The 14,187-nt window shown below is 73.1% G+C and carries 13 protein-coding genes; 8 read left to right on the forward strand and 5 right to left on the reverse strand.

Annotated elements, in window-relative coordinates:
* Nucleotides 1–40: 40 nt before the first annotated feature.
* From BLS70_RS17600 to pknB, 6 genes are all read left to right on the forward strand, one after another.
* On the forward strand, nucleotides 41–502 hold the full coding sequence (locus tag BLS70_RS17600) for an FHA domain-containing protein FhaB/FipA (protein ID WP_091770613.1): 462 nt from the start codon (nucleotides 41–43) through the stop codon (nucleotides 500–502).
* A complete protein-coding gene (locus tag BLS70_RS17605; protein ID WP_091770615.1) occupies nucleotides 499–1,905 on the forward strand; it encodes a PP2C family protein-serine/threonine phosphatase in 1,407 nt (468 codons plus the stop codon). Before BLS70_RS17600 ends, BLS70_RS17605 begins: the two co-directional genes overlap by 4 nt.
* A complete protein-coding gene (locus BLS70_RS17610) occupies nucleotides 1,905–3,305 on the forward strand; it encodes an FtsW/RodA/SpoVE family cell cycle protein (protein ID WP_091770616.1) in 1,401 nt (466 codons plus the stop codon). The genes BLS70_RS17605 and BLS70_RS17610 overlap by 1 nt, the downstream gene beginning before the upstream one ends.
* A complete protein-coding gene (locus BLS70_RS17615; protein WP_091770618.1) occupies nucleotides 3,302–4,744 on the forward strand; it encodes a peptidoglycan D,D-transpeptidase FtsI family protein in 1,443 nt (480 codons plus the stop codon). The genes BLS70_RS17610 and BLS70_RS17615 overlap by 4 nt, the downstream gene beginning before the upstream one ends.
* The gene (locus tag BLS70_RS17620; protein ID WP_091770620.1) at nucleotides 4,741–6,507 is read left to right on the forward strand and encodes a serine/threonine-protein kinase; all 1,767 of its coding nucleotides are present in this window, start codon (nucleotides 4,741–4,743) and stop codon (nucleotides 6,505–6,507) included. Before BLS70_RS17615 ends, BLS70_RS17620 begins: the two co-directional genes overlap by 4 nt.
* 148 nt (nucleotides 6,508–6,655) lie before the next feature.
* On the forward strand, nucleotides 6,656–8,614 hold the full coding sequence (gene pknB, locus BLS70_RS17625) for a Stk1 family PASTA domain-containing Ser/Thr kinase (protein ID WP_091770622.1): 1,959 nt from the start codon (nucleotides 6,656–6,658) through the stop codon (nucleotides 8,612–8,614).
* Nucleotides 8,615–8,709: 95 nt separating this feature from the next.
* Here pknB and BLS70_RS17630 read toward each other — a convergent pair whose 3' ends face one another.
* The gene (locus BLS70_RS17630) at nucleotides 8,710–9,393 is read right to left on the reverse strand and encodes an aminodeoxychorismate/anthranilate synthase component II (protein WP_091770624.1); all 684 of its coding nucleotides are present in this window, start codon (nucleotides 9,391–9,393) and stop codon (nucleotides 8,710–8,712) included.
* Nucleotides 9,394–9,431: 38 nt separating this feature from the next.
* On the reverse strand, nucleotides 9,432–10,160 hold the full coding sequence (locus BLS70_RS17635) for a DUF881 domain-containing protein (RefSeq protein ID WP_091770810.1): 729 nt from the start codon (nucleotides 10,158–10,160) through the stop codon (nucleotides 9,432–9,434).
* Nucleotides 10,161–10,318: 158 nt separating this feature from the next.
* On the opposite strand from BLS70_RS17635, the gene crgA reads away from it, so the two are divergent.
* Nucleotides 10,319–10,594 carry a cell division protein CrgA gene (gene crgA / locus BLS70_RS17640; protein ID WP_091770626.1) on the forward strand — a complete coding sequence of 92 codons (276 nt, stop codon included), beginning with the start codon at nucleotides 10,319–10,321 and terminating at the stop codon, nucleotides 10,592–10,594.
* A 440-nt stretch (nucleotides 10,595–11,034) separates the two neighbouring features.
* On the opposite strand, the gene BLS70_RS17645 is transcribed toward crgA, so the two are convergent.
* Nucleotides 11,035–12,195 (reverse strand): thiolase family protein, encoded by a 1,161-nt coding sequence (locus BLS70_RS17645; RefSeq protein ID WP_091770628.1) that lies wholly within the window; start codon nucleotides 12,193–12,195, stop codon nucleotides 11,035–11,037.
* Nucleotides 12,196–12,287: 92 nt separating this feature from the next.
* Between BLS70_RS17645 and BLS70_RS17650 the strand changes: the two genes are divergently transcribed.
* The gene (locus BLS70_RS17650; protein WP_091770630.1) at nucleotides 12,288–12,701 is read left to right on the forward strand and encodes a PH domain-containing protein; all 414 of its coding nucleotides are present in this window, start codon (nucleotides 12,288–12,290) and stop codon (nucleotides 12,699–12,701) included.
* Between the two features lie 15 nt (nucleotides 12,702–12,716).
* Here BLS70_RS17650 and BLS70_RS17655 read toward each other — a convergent pair whose 3' ends face one another.
* Both BLS70_RS17655 and BLS70_RS17660 read right to left on the reverse strand, forming a co-directional pair.
* Nucleotides 12,717–13,478, reverse strand: a complete 762-nt coding sequence (locus BLS70_RS17655; protein WP_091770632.1) for a rhomboid family intramembrane serine protease — start codon at nucleotides 13,476–13,478, stop codon at nucleotides 12,717–12,719.
* 134 nt (nucleotides 13,479–13,612) lie between these two features.
* Entirely contained in the window at nucleotides 13,613–14,146 is a 534-nt protein-coding gene (locus BLS70_RS17660; protein ID WP_091770633.1) for a peptidylprolyl isomerase, read from the reverse strand.
* Between the last annotated feature and the right edge of the window lie 41 nt (nucleotides 14,147–14,187).

Raw genomic sequence — 14,187 nt, forward strand, 5'->3', positions numbered from 1 at the left:
CGGGCACGGACTCGCTGATGGCGAGCGAGGTGGACGGCTGATGGCCGAGATCGTGCTGCAGGGGTTCCGCTTCGGGTTCCTCCTGCTGCTGTGGCTGTTCATCTTCGCCGCGTTCCGAGTCGTGCGGGCCGATCTGCTCGGCGGTCGCGTCGGCCGGGTGACCTCGGTGCCGCCCCGGGCAGCGGCGCCTGGTAAGAAGCGGAGCGGCAAGGGCCCGCGCACCCTCGTGGTCACCGCCGGGCCCCTCAGCGGTACCAAGATCACCCTCGGCGAGCAGCCGATCCTCATCGGACGGGCGGACGACTCGACCCTCGTGCTCACCGACGACTTCGCCAGTTCCCGCCACGCGCGGCTCACCAACCGCGGTGGCCAGTGGTACGTCGAGGACCTCGGCTCCACGAACGGCACCTATCTCGACCAGCAGCGCGTCCAGGGGCCGCTGCTGATCAGCCCCGGCCAGCCGATCCGCATCGGCCAGACGGCGCTGGAGCTGCGCTCATGAGTCTCGTCCTGCGCTACGCAGCGCGTTCCGACCGCGGACTGATCCGCGGCAACAACCAGGACTCCGTCTACGCCGGACCGCGGCTGCTCGCCGTCGCCGACGGCATGGGTGGCCACGCCGCCGGCGACGTCGCCAGCAAGGTGGTGATCGCCGCCCTCCAGCACCTGGACGACGACACCCCCTCCGGCGACATGCTGGAAGCCCTGCGACGCGGCGTCTTCGACGGCAGCGAGCACCTGCGCGAAGTCATCCGCGACTCCCCGCAGCTCGAGGGCATGGGGACGACGCTGACCGCGATCCTCTTCGCCGGCGGCCGGCTCGCGCTGTGCCACGTCGGCGACTCGCGCGCCTACCTGCTCCGCGACGGCGAGTTCTCGCAGATCACCCACGACGACACGTTCGTGCAGACGCTGATCGACGACGGCCGGATCACGGCGGAGGAGGCGAACAGCCACCCGCAGCGCTCGCTGCTGCTGCGCGCCCTCAACGGCCAGGAGGTCGAGCCCGACCTCTCCATGCGCGAGGCCCGCGCCGGTGACCGGTACCTGCTCTGCTCGGACGGGCTGTCCGGCGTGGTCAGCGAGGAGACCCTCGCGGACGCGCTGACCGACCCCGATCCGCAGACCACCGCCGACCGGCTCATCGAGCTGGCGCTGCGCAGCGGCGGCCCCGACAACATCACCGTTATCGTGGCCGACGTCGTGGACGACGACGGCCGCGGCGTGCTCATGGAGCCGGTGGTCGACGGCGCGGCCGGCGACTACGTCGGCCAGCGACAAGTGGACGCCACCTCCGCGGCCGGCCGGGCCGCACTGGCCGATCCCGCACCACCACCGCCTCCGCCCGCACCGCCGACGGGCGGTGGCCCCTCCGCCCGCCGCCGCCCGCTGCGACTTCTCCTCGGGGCGGGGATCCTCCTGGTCGTGCTCGTGGCCGGGTCGATCGGTACCTACGTGTGGGCGCTGCAGCACTGGTTCGTGGGCGTCGACGAGGAGCAGGGGCAGGAGCAGGTCGCGGTCTTCCGCGGCCTCGACGTCTCGCTGCTCGGCCTGGACCTCTTCCGCGTCGACCGGGACGCCGACCTCCCCGTCACCGACCTGACGCCGGCGGCCCGCAACCGGGTCGAGGGCGGCATCACCGCCGACGACTCCGAGCACGCCGCGCGCATCGTGTCCGCGCTGCGCGACCAGCGCCTCGAGCCCTGCCCCGCCGCCGAGGACGAGGAGCCGGCCGACGACGCCGAGCCGACACCGACGCCGACGCCGGCCCCGGTGCCCGGCGCCCTGCCCTCGGCGCCCGCCACCGCCGAGCCGAGCACGCCGGAGAGCTCCGCCGGGACCAGCACGTCGGCCGCGACGACGTCGTCGTCCCGGCCGGGGGTGGACTGCCGGGAGGCCGAGTGATGGCCGGACCGACGACCGACCCCCGCGCCGCGGCCGCCCCCGGCACCCCCGTGCCCACGCGCCGAGGCACCGAGGCGCTGCTGCTCGTGTTCGCCGTCGTCATCACCCTGGCGGCGCAGTGCATCGTCGACCTCACCGTCACCGGCTCACTGCGCCCGGAGCTGGCCACGTTCGGCATCTGGTTCACCGCGCTCTGGACCGTCGCGCACGTCGTCGTCCGGAAGTTCGCCCCGTACGCCGATCCGCTGCTGCTGCCCTGCGTCGCCGTCCTCAGCGGGCTGGGCCTGGTGATGATCCACCGGCTGGACATCGCCGACCCCGACGCCGGCGCCGACGCCCCCGTGCAGCTGCTGTGGGCCACCATCGGGCTGCTGCTTTTCGTCGCGGTGCTGCTCGGGGTCCGCGACCACCGGCTGCTGTCCCGCTACGCCTACATCCTCATGCTGGTCGGCCTGGTGCTGCTGGCCATCCCGGCCGTGCTGCCGGCCTCCATCTCGGAGGTCTACGGCGCGAAGTTGTGGATCCGCGTGGCCGGCTTCTCCATCCAGCCCGGTGAGTTCGCCAAGATCTGCCTGGTCGTCTTCTTCGCCGCCTACCTGGTGGACAAGCGCGACGTCCTGGCGCTGGCCAGCCGCAAGGTGATGGGCCTGGAGTTCCCCCGCGGCCGCGACCTGGGCCCGGTGCTCGTGGTCTGGGTCGTCTCGATCCTCGTGCTCGTGTTCGAGCGCGACCTGGGCAGCTCGCTGCTGCTGTTCGGCATCTTCGTGGTGATGCTCTACGTCGCCACCGAGCGGGCCAGCTGGGTGGTCATCGGCCTGCTGATGTTCGCCGGCGGCGCCACCGTGGCCTACCAGGCGTTCGGCCACGTGCAGGCCCGCGTGGACACCTGGCTGGACCCGTTCGCCTACTACGACGGCTCGGGCTACCAGGTGGCGCAGTCGCTGTTCGGCCTGGGCACCGGCGGGCTGTTCGGCGCGGGGCTCGGCGGCGGTCGCCCCGACGCGGTCCCCATTGCGAAGAGCGACTTCATCGGGTCCGCGATCGGCGAGGAGCTCGGCCTGTTCGGCTTCGCCGCGGTGATCATGGTCTACCTGATCCTCGTCGAGCGCGGCCTGCGCACCTCGCTGATCGTGCGGGACCCCTTCGGCAAGCTGCTGGCGGCCGGTCTCTCCTTCGCCGTCGCCTGGCAGCTGTTCGTCGTCCTGGGCGGGGTCACCGGCCTGCTGCCGCTGACCGGCCTCACCACTCCCTTCCTCGCCTACGGCGGCTCCTCGTTGGTGGCCAACTTCGGCCTGGTGGCGCTGCTCGTGCGGATCAGCGACGCCGCCCGGCGCCCCGCCACCCCGCACGTGGCCCCCCAGCGGCTCACCGATGCGCCGACCGAGGTCGTGCAACCGTGAACGCCCCGCTGCGCCGCGTGGCCATCAGCGTGCTGGTGCTCTTCACGCTGTTGATCCTCAACATCAACTACATCCAGGTGGTCCGCTCGGACGACCTGCGCGAGGACGGGCGCAACACCCGGCTGCTCGCCGACGAGTACTCCCGGGAGCGGGGCGCGATCGTCGTCGACGGCGAGCCGATCGCGCTGTCGGTGTCCACCGACGACCGGCTGAAGTACCTGCGCCAGTACCCGCAGGCGGGCCTCTACGCCGCCGTCACCGGCTTCTACTCGGTGATCTACGGCGCCACCGGCATCGAGAAGGCCGAGAACGCGTTGCTCGCCGGCACCGACGACCGGCTGTTCGTCCGTCGGATCTCCGACCTGTTCACCGGCCGCGACCCCTCCGGCGGCGATGTCGTGCTCACGCTGGACCCGGCCGTGCAGCAGGCCGCGATGGCCGGCCTCGAAGGTCAGGTGGGCGCCGTCGTGGCGCTGGACCCCACGACCGGCGCCGTCCTGGGGCTGGCCAGCACCCCCACCTTCGACCCGAACCCGCTCGCCTCCCACGACCTGGACGGCGTCCGGGACACCGCGGCCCTGCTCGATGGCGCGGACCCCGACCCGCGCAGCAACCAGGCCATCAGCCAGCGCTACGCGCCGGGCTCGATCTTCAAGGTCATCGTCTCGGCCGCCGCGCTCGAGGACGGCTACACCCCCGAGACCGTCGTCCCGGCCCCGCAGACCATCACCCTGCCCGGTACCCGGACCGAAGTGGAGAACTTCAACGGCTCGGCGTGCGACCCCAGCGGCCAGCAGCCGCTGATCGAGGCCCTCACGATCTCGTGCAACACCGCGTTCATCCAGCTGGGCATCGACCTGGGCGAGGACAAGGTCCGGGAGATGGCCGAGGGGTTCGGCATGACCGGCGAGCGCTTCGAGATGCCGCTGCGCGTCGAGGGGAGCACCGTCGGGGACATCGAGAACGACGCCGAGCTGGGCGTGAGCTCGATCGGCCAGCAGGACGTGCAGATGACCCCGATGCAGGCAGCGATGGTCGCCGCGGCCGTGGCGAACGACGGCACCCTGATGAAGCCCTACCTGGTCGACCAGCTCCTGGCCCCCGACCTGACCGTCATCGACGAGACCGACCCCGAGGTCCTCAGCGAGCCGATCTCGACCGACGTCGCCAACCAGCTCACCGAGATGATGACCAGCGTCGTGACCAGCGGCTCGGGCCGGAACGCGCGCATCAACGGTGTGCAGGTGGCCGGCAAGACGGGGACGGCGGAGAACGAGGGACCCGACCACAACTGGTTCATCGGGTTCGCGCCGGCCGCCGAGCCGCAGATCGCCGTCGCGGTGTTCGTCCGCAACGGCGGCGGCACGGGCGGCGACACGTCCGCGCCGATCGCCCGCCGGGTGATCGAGGCCTACCTCGACGGGCAGGAGGGCCGATGACGCTGGCCACCGGCAGCCTGCTCGCCGGCCGCTACGAGATCACCGCACCCATCGCCGTGGGCGGCATGGGCGAGGTCTGGAAGGCCCGCGACCAGGTGCTCGACCGCACCGTCGCGGCCAAGGTCCTCAAGAGCGAGTACACCGACGACCCGAGCTTCCTGGCCCGCTTCCGCAACGAGGCCCGGCACACCGCGGCGCTGTCCCACCCCAACATCGCCTCGGTCTACGACTACGGCGAGACCGTCGACGACACGGGCACCAAGAAGCTCGCCTTCCTCGTCATGGAGTTCGTCGAAGGCCAGCCCCTGGTGACGATCCTGCACGAGGAGGGGAAGCTGCCGGTCGACTGGACGCTCCACGTGCTGGAGCAGTCCGCCGACGGGCTCTCGGCCGCCCACCGGGCCGGCGTGGTCCACCGCGACATCAAGCCGGGCAACCTCATGGTGCGCCCCGACGGCGTCGTGAAGCTCACCGACTTCGGCATCGCCCAGGCCCGCGACGCCACACCGCTCACCCGCACCGGCATGGTCGTGGGCACCGCCCAGTACCTCTCTCCCGAGCAGGCCCAGGGCCTGGAGGTCAACGCCGCCTCCGACGTCTACTCCCTCGGCGTCGTCGCCTACGAGTGCCTCACCGGGGGCCGGCCGTTCGACGGCACCTCGCAGGTGGCCATCGCGCTCGCGCACATCAACCGCCAGCCGCCGCCGCTGCCGCCCGAGGTCCCCCCGGCGGTCCGGCTGCTGGTCGAGCGCGCGCTCGCCAAGGACCCGGCCGACCGGTTCCCCGACGGCGGCGCCTTCGCCGACGCGGTCCGGCGGGTGGCCGCCGGCGGGACGCCGACGCCCCTGCCGGTGGGCCCGTTCACGGCCCCCACCCAGGTCGTCGGCGACAGCTTCGCCGACGGGCGGACGACGGTCCTCGCCGCGCAGACCGGGGCGCTGACCGGCACCCGGGCGCTCACCCCGGCGACAGGCGCCGGCCCCATGCCCCCGCTGCACGGGCCCGAGGACGACGACGACTGGCTGGCGGACGACGCGGGCCCCGCCCCCGCGAAGCGCCGCCGCTGGGCGTGGTTGCTGGCCGGGCTGCTCCTGCTGCTCCTGGTCGGTGGGGGCACCTTCCTGCTGCTCGACCGGGGCGACGGGAACAACGGCGACCGCACCGCGAGCCCGAGCACCAGCTCGAGCACCTCCAGTGCACCCGCGGCCGGCGTGGCCATCGGTCCGGCCGACGACTACATCGGCGAGGACGCCGACGAGGTCGCCGAGGAACTGCGGGCCCTCGGCCTGACCGTGGAACAGGAGCCGGCCGACGAGGCCACGCTCGCCGAACTGGGCCTGGAGCTCGATCCCAACGACGTCGCGGCGATCACGCCGGCCGGGACGACCGTGGACCCGGCCACCACCACCGTGGTCCTCACCGTCGCCGAGGAGGGCTGGACGGTCGAGGACGAGGAAGAGCCGGAGGAGGAGCAGCCGCCGCAGGCCCCCGAGACGGAGGAGCCGACCGCGCCCACCACCACCGAGGCACCCACCACGACGACGACTCCGCCCCAGGACTCGACGACCCCGGACTCTTCTCCCGGTGGCAGCGGCAGCGGCAGCGGCAGCAGCAGCAGCGGAAGTCCCTCCCCGCCCAGCAGCGGGTCCCCCACGCAGTCCGGGTCCAGCGCACCCCCGTCGTCGGAGACGCCTCCCGGGGAAGACGTCGACCCCGACGCGAGCGGGGGCGACGAGGCGGCTGCTGCGGGTGGGACCGGGTGACCTGGTCGACCCTCGTCGGTTACCCGGGAACGCACCGTCCCGCGGCTAGGCTCGCCGACGGCGTGCTGCGAGCGGCGCGCCCCGGCCGCTGCCCGCGCGCCGAGGTCCGTCCCCGGACGACGCACGCTCCTGTTCGAGAGGACCACCGATGACCACGCCGCAGGTGCTCGGCGAGCGCTACGAGATCGGCGGGGTGCTCGGCCGCGGCGGCATGGCCGAGGTGCACCTGGGCCGCGACCTCCGGCTCGGCCGCGAGGTGGCGGTGAAGGTGCTGCGCAGCGATCTCGCCCGCGACCCCTCTTTCCAGGTGCGCTTCCGCCGCGAGGCGCAGGCCTCGGCCTCGCTGAACCACCCCGCCATCGTCGCGGTGTACGACACCGGCGAGGACCGCACCGCGCTCGGCGCGACCCCGTACATCGTCATGGAGTACGTCGAGGGCGAGACGCTGCGCGACGTGCTGCGCCGTGAGGGCCACCTCTCCCCCGAGCGCGCGATGACCCTGGCCGCCGACATCTGCGGCGCCCTGGACTTCAGCCACCGCAACGGCATCGTGCACCGCGACGTGAAGCCCGGGAACGTGATGATCACGCCCCAGGGCACCGTCAAGGTGATGGACTTCGGCATCGCCCGAGCGGTCTCCGACTCCGCCGCCACGATGACGTCGACCGCCGCCGTCATAGGGACCGCCCAGTACCTCTCCCCGGAGCAGGCCCGCGGCGAGAGCGTCGACGCCCGCTCCGACGTCTACTCCCTGGGCTGCATGCTCTACGAGCTGGCCACCGGAGCGCCGCCGTTCACCGGCGACTCCCCCGTGTCGGTGGCCTACCAGCACGTGCGCGAGGACCCGCGGCTGCCGTCGTCGATCAACCCCGAGGTCCCGCCGGAGCTGGACGCGATCCTGCTCAAGGCCATGAGCAAGAACCCGGCCAACCGGTACCAGTCGGCCGCGGACATGCGGAACGACCTGCTCCGCGCGCTGGCCGGGCAGCGGGTCGAGGCGACGCCGGTCATGGGCGACGCCGAGAAGACCGCCATCATCGGCGCCGCTCCCGTCGGCTACGACGACTGGGACGACGAGGACGAGCAGGCCCGCCGCCGCAAGCGCCGCATCATCATCGCCGTCGTCTCCGTGCTGGCCGTGCTGCTGCTGGGCGGCGCCGTCATCGCGGCCATGAACATGGGCGGGGACGCCCAGGACCCACCGGTCGCCACCCAGGTCCAGGTGCCGCCGCTGGAGAACCTGCCCGAGGCGGAGGCGCGGGCCGCCATCACCGACGCGGGGCTGGAGGTCGGCACGGTCACGCAGCAGGTCACGACCGACAGCGCCCAGGAGGGCACGGTGCTGGACAGCACTCCGGGCAGCGGCGCCCAGGTGCCGGAGGGCACCCCCGTCGACCTGGTCGTCGGCGTCGCTCCCGACACCGTTCTCGTCCCCAACATCATCGGACTCGACGAGGAGCGGGCCCGGGAACAGCTGGCCCAGGCGAACTTCACCGGGACCATCGACGTCCGCGAGGAGGACTCCCTCCAGGAGGCCGGCTCGGTCGCGTCGGTGACGCCCGACGAGGGTCAGCCGGTCGACCCGGACGGCAGGATCACGCTCGGCATCTCCACCGGCTCGATCGAGCTGCCCGACGTCCGCACCCGCACCGAGGCCGACGCCCGCGGCGTGCTGACCGCCGCCGGCTTCCGGGACTCGCAGATCAGCACGGAGCAGGTGGACTCCGACCAGCCGCCCGGCACGGTCGTCGCGACCACTCCCGGCGGCGGCAGCGCGGCCTCGGCCGACACGCGGATCGTGCTGCAGATCTCCGGCGGCCCCGCCGAGCCCGAGACCATCGGGGTGCCGAACGTCACCGAGGGGGCGCCCGCCAACGCCGCCCTGAGCGCCCTCCGGAACGCCGGCTTCACCAACATCGCGGTGCTGGACGAGGACGGCGCGGAGGCCTCCCCCGCCGATGCGACGGCCCTCCGCACGGAGCCACGCGCCGGCACCCAGCTGCAGCCGGACGACCGGCTGGTGCTGATCGTCCAGCCGAGCACCCCTGCGGGAGATGAGGACGGCGAGGACGGCGAGGACGGCGAGGGCACCACGGCCCCGAACTGAACCCGTCCGGTCCTCGTCGACGAAGGGCTCCTCCCGATCCGGGAGGAGCCCTTCGTCGTTCCGCGAGCCCCTGTGGGGGCCGGGGAGTGCCTGGGTCAGGCGGTGGCCACGTTGAGCCGCTCCGCGGCCGCCGAGGCCGCCTCCAGGGCCGCCGGGTCCGGGGCCAGCCCGCAGGTGGTCAGCCACGTGGCGAGCATGCGGTGCCCGCCCTCGGTGAGCACCGACTCCGGATGGAACTGGACGCCCTCGATGGGCAGCTCCCGGTGGCGCAGCGCCATCACGATGCCCGAGGGCGTGTGGCCGGTCACCTCCAGCTCGGATGGCACCGAGGCGGCGTCGACGGCGAGCGAGTGGTACCTCGTGGCGGTGAAGGGCGAGGGCAGCCCCGCCAGCACGCCGGTGCCCTCGTGCACTACCTGGCTGGTCTTCCCGTGCAGCAGCTCCGGGGCGCGGACGACCTCGCCACCGAAGGCCTCGGCGATGGCCTGGTGACCCAGGCAGACGCCCAGCACCGGCACGCCCTGGGCGGCCGCGGCGTGGACCATCGGCACGGTCACGCCGGCGTCCGCGGGGGTGCCGGGGCCGGGGGACAGCAGCACCCCGGCGACGTCCAGGTCGGCCAGCTCGTCCACGGTGACGGCGTCGTTGCGCCGGACGATGCAGCGGACGCCGAGCTGCCCCAGGTACTGCACCAGGTTGTAGACGAAGCTGTCGAAGTTGTCGACGACGAGGACCGGCCGCGCGGCGGCGGTCCCGGTCGGGTGGCTCTCGGCGGGCACGAATCTCCCGGGTGGTCGGCTCGGTGGGGCGCGTCGGCTCAGCCGGCGACGGCGTGCTGCAGCGTCAGTGGGCCATCGTAGGCGGGCAGCTCGAGCTGCGGCCGCTCGCGCACCTCGTAGGTCAGCCCGTAGGCGTCCACGACCTGCCGGAAGACGAGGATCTGCGGGGAGGCGGCCAGCTGCTGGCGGGCCGCGGTGGAGTCGACGACGGCCCTGACCACGAACGGCGGGGAGTACGTGCGGCCCTGCAGCAACAGGGTGTTGCCGACGCAACGGACGGCGCTGGTGGCGATCAGCCGCTGGTCCATGACCGTCACCCCGCTCGCACCGGCGGCCCACATGGCGTTGACCACGGCCTGCACGTCGGACTGGTGGATGACCAGGTCGTCGGGGCGCGCGTTCCCGGGCAGGGTTCCGTCCGGTCGCCGCGGGGCGTCGTCCAGCGTGATCTCCAGGCCGGAGCCGCTGACCGGGGTCAGGCCGGCGGCCGGCACGCCCAGCTCCCCGGCGCTGCGGGCCTCGGCGACGGCGCCGTCGCGCGCCGCGGCCTGCTCCGTCAGCTGCTCGGAGCGCCGCTGCAGCTCGGCCAGCCGCTGCTCCTGGGCGGCCATGGCGCTCTCGCGCTCGCGGATCAGGGCGGAGAGCTCGGTGACCTCGCCGGCGCGCAGGTCGGTGCCCTGCGCCGTGCGCCCCGAGGTGGCGAACAGCAGCCCGGCGGCCAGCGCCACCACGGGCACCAGCGCCCCCCAGGCCGACAGACGAGCCACGGGCACCTCCGGCGTCTCGGGGCGGACGACGACGGGCGTGAGGGCCGTCCGAGGGACCTCCGCCACCGTGGCGACGTCGTCGTGCTCCGCCCACAGCTTAGGCTGGGCCCCGTCGCGGCCGGTGAGGACGCACCCGGCCACCCGGAGGGAGCAGGTACGTGCCCAAGTCGAAGGTGCGCAAGAAGTCGGTCTACACCCCGCCCGAGGGCGTGCTGCAGGCCCGGTCGGCGGAGCAGGCCCGCATCGCCCAGCCCAGCCCGCGCTGGTACGTCGCTCTCATGGTCGCGCTGCTGCTGGTCGGCCTGCTGTGGATCGTCGTCTACTACATCGCCGGCGACGAGATCCCGTTCATGGTCTCGCTGTCGGCCTGGAACTTCGCCATCGGCTTCGGCGCGATGGTCGCCGGCCTCGTGATGTCGATGCGCTGGCGCTAGCGGAACTCCGCACCGGAAGGCCCTCGTCCCGCTCGGGACGGGGGCCTTTCCTCGTTCCCGGCACGCTGTGCACAGCCGCCGACCGTCGTCCACAGGTCGACATGACGCCCCGCCCCCAGGGTTGTCCACGGGATGTGGAGGGACGGGACCGGCCCGTACCGCCCTGACCTGCGCATTCTCCGTCGGTGGGACTGGTGTGGCGCATCGTCCACGCGCGTAACTACACCTGTGTGAGTCTGTCCCCAGCTGTGCACACCGCTGTGGACGAGTCGACTTGTCCGCCCCCGGGAGGCGGTGACCTCGAGCCCCTCATACCCGGCCTGACCTGCGACGACACCTCGTCCGGACCCCTGGACGACGACGGCCCCCGACGCCGCGTGGCGTCGGGGGCCGGGCCCGGCGGTCCCTGGGGACCGCCGGCGTGGATCAGGGGTCGTGGATCAGGCGTCGATGAGCTCCAGGATGGTGGCGTTGGCCATGCCGCCGCCCTCGCACATCGTCTGCAGGCCGTAGCGGCTGCCGGTGTTGCGCATCCGGTGGATGAGCGTGGTCATCAGGCGGGCACCGGAGCCGCCCAGCGGGTGGCCCAGGGCGATCGCGCCGCCGTGCGGGTTGAGCTTGTCGGGGTCGGCGCCCGTCTCGGCCAGCCAGGCCATGGGGACGGGGGCGAAGGCCTCGTTGACCTCGTAGACGCCGATGTCGTCGATCGACAGCCCGGAGCGGTCCAGCAGCTTCTTCGTCGCCGGGATCGGCGCGGTCAGCATGATGACCGGGTCGTCGCCGGCCATCACGGTGGTGTGGATGCGGACCAGCGGGGTGAGGCCCAGCTCGCGGGCCTTCTCGCTGGTGGTGACCAGCAGGGCCGCCGAGCCGTCGGAGATCTGGCTGGCGTTGCCGGCGCTGATGACGCCGTTCTCCTTGAACGGGGTCTTCAGGGAGGCGAGCTTCTCCACGGTGCCGCCGGGGCGGATGCCCTCGTCGGCGCTGACCAGGCCCTCGGGGGCCTCGTAGGGGGCGATCTCCTCCTCGAAGGCGCCGTCGGCCTGCGCCTTGGCGGCCTTCTCGTGCGAGGAGAGGGCGAACTCGTCGAGCTGCGTGCGGGAGAAGCCCCAGCGCTCGGCGATCATCTCGGCGCCGACGCCCTGGTTGATCTGGACGCCGTTGTAGCGCTCGGCGAACTTCGGACCCATCGGGCGACCGGCCCCGGTGGCGGGGTTGCTGGCCGAGCCCATGGGCACGCGGCTCATCGACTCCACGCCACCGGCGACGACGACGTCGGCCTGGCCGCTGATGACGGTGGCGGCGGCGAACGCCACGGACTGCTGCGACGAACCGCACTGGCGGTCGACGGTGGTGCCGGGGACGGCCTCGGGCCACCCGGCGGCGAGGACGGCGTTGCGGGCGATGTTGAAGGTCTGCTCGCCGACCTGGCTGACGCAGCCCCAGATGACGTCCTCGATCACGGCCGGGTCGATGCCCGTCCGCTCCACCAGGCTGGTGAGCACGTGGGCGGAGAGGTCGACGGGGTGCACGCCCGACAGCCCTCCGCCTCGCTTGCCCACCGGCGTGCGAACGGCGGCACAGATGACGGCATCCCGCATGGACCTACTCCTCGTCGACGATTCGGGCGGAGCCAAACGGTCCGTCCTGACTGTCATCGTATGACGTAGGCCTCTTCTGGCAAGGTCCCCCCGTGACCTGGACCACCCGGACCGCGGAAACGGTCCTCTCCGCCGTGATGGGCGGCCTGTTCGTCGCCGGGTGCCTCGTCGTGGTCGACACCCCGGGGCGGATCCTCGCGACGCTCGCCGCGGCGCTGTTCCTGGGGCAGGCCGGACGGGACCTGCTGCAGCGGCCGCGGCTCGCGGCCGGGCCGGACGGCGTCCGGGTCCGCAGGCTCGCGGGCCCGGTGCACCTGCCGTGGGGTCCGCTCCGCATCGGCGTCCGGGAGACCCGCCGGCTGGGGCTGCGGACTCCGACCCTCGAGTTGGACACCGCGTCCGGACCCGACGACGAAGGCGTGCTGGTGGTGCTGGGCCGCCGGGATCTGGGGGCCGATCCGGCGGCGGTGGCACGGCAGCTGCGCGAGCTGGACCCACGCGCCTAGCGCTGCGGCGCGGGGTTAGAGGTCCAGCACCGTGAGCGTCGGCACGGTCAGCGACACCACGAGCAGCACGATCGCGACGAGCGCCAGCGCCGGCACCTGCAGCTGCGTCCGGCGTCGGAGCAGCACGAGCACAGCCCCGGCGAGCGCGCCCGCCAGCAGGCCACCGAGGTGCCCGAGCAGCGAGATGCCGGGCAGGAAGCTGATGAACACGTTGATCGCCAGGAGCGTCAGCAGACCGCGGATGTCCTGCCGGCTCGCAGTCATGAGCACGCCGAGAGCGCCGAGCAGACCGTAGATGGCGGCCGAGGCCCCGGCGACGACCACGCGGGGGTCGCCCAGCAGCTGGATGGCGACCGCGCCGCCGAGCGCGGAGGTGAGGTAGACCGCCAGGTAGCGCGCCCACCCCAGCTGCCGCTCGAGCTCGGAGCCGAACAGCAGCAGGGCGAGCATGTTCATCGCCAGGTGCACCGGGCCGATGTGCAGGAACGCTGCGGTGAGCACCCGCCACCACTCGTCCAGGTAGTGCACGCCGGCCGGCCACTGGGCCAGGTCGACGAAGACCGAGGACCGCTGGTTGTCGGCCGGGGAGTTGCCCGCGGACACCGCCGACACCGCGGTGACGACGAACATCGCCACGTTGAGCGCGATCAGCGCCAGGGTGACGACGCCCCAGCGCCGCCCCGCCGTCCGCAGGCCGAAGCTCCGGACCGTCCGGACGCCGGCGTTCCCGGCCTTGACGCACTCCGGGCACTGGAAGCCCACGGAGGCCGGGATCATGCACTCCGGGCAGATCGGCCGGCCGCAGCGCGTGCAGGCGATGCCCGTGGGCCGGTCGGGGTGCCGGTAGCACGTGGCGGGCGGGGGCGCCGGCTGGTCTGCCCGGCCGGCGCCCCCGTCGTCCGGGGTGGTGCTCAGCTGCGCTGCACCTCGACGGACTGGATGACGACGTCCTCGAGCGGCTTGTCGCCCCGTGCGGTGGGCACGGCGGCGATCGCGTCGACGACGTCCCGGCCGGCCTGGTCGGCCACCTCGCCGAAGATCGTGTGCTTGCGGTTCAGGTGGGGGGTCGGGCCGACGGTGATGAAGAACTGCGAGCCGTTGGTGCCCGGGCCGGCGTTCGCCATGGCGAGCAGGTACGGGCGGTCGAAGGCGAGCTCGGGGTGGAACTCGTCGCCGAACTGGTAGCCGGGGCCACCGATGCCCTGCCCGAGCGGGTCGCCGCCCTGGATCATGAAGCCGGAGATCACCCGGTGGAAGATCGTGCCGTCGTAGAGCTTGTCGGTCGTCTTCTGGCGCGTCGCGGGGTGCGTCCACTCGCGGGCGCCCTCGGCGAGGTCGGCGAAGTTCGCGACCGTCTTGGGCGCGTGGTCGGGGAACAGGTCCACGGTGATGTCGCCGTGGTTGGTGTGCAGGACCGCGCGGCGGGCGGGAGTCGATTCAGTCACGCCCCTACTCTCCCACTGGTCGGCCCGCAGTGAGGAAGCGG

The sequence above is a fragment of the Blastococcus aurantiacus genome (assembly GCF_900102425.1).
Classification (GTDB): domain Bacteria; phylum Actinomycetota; class Actinomycetes; order Mycobacteriales; family Geodermatophilaceae; genus Blastococcus; species Blastococcus aurantiacus.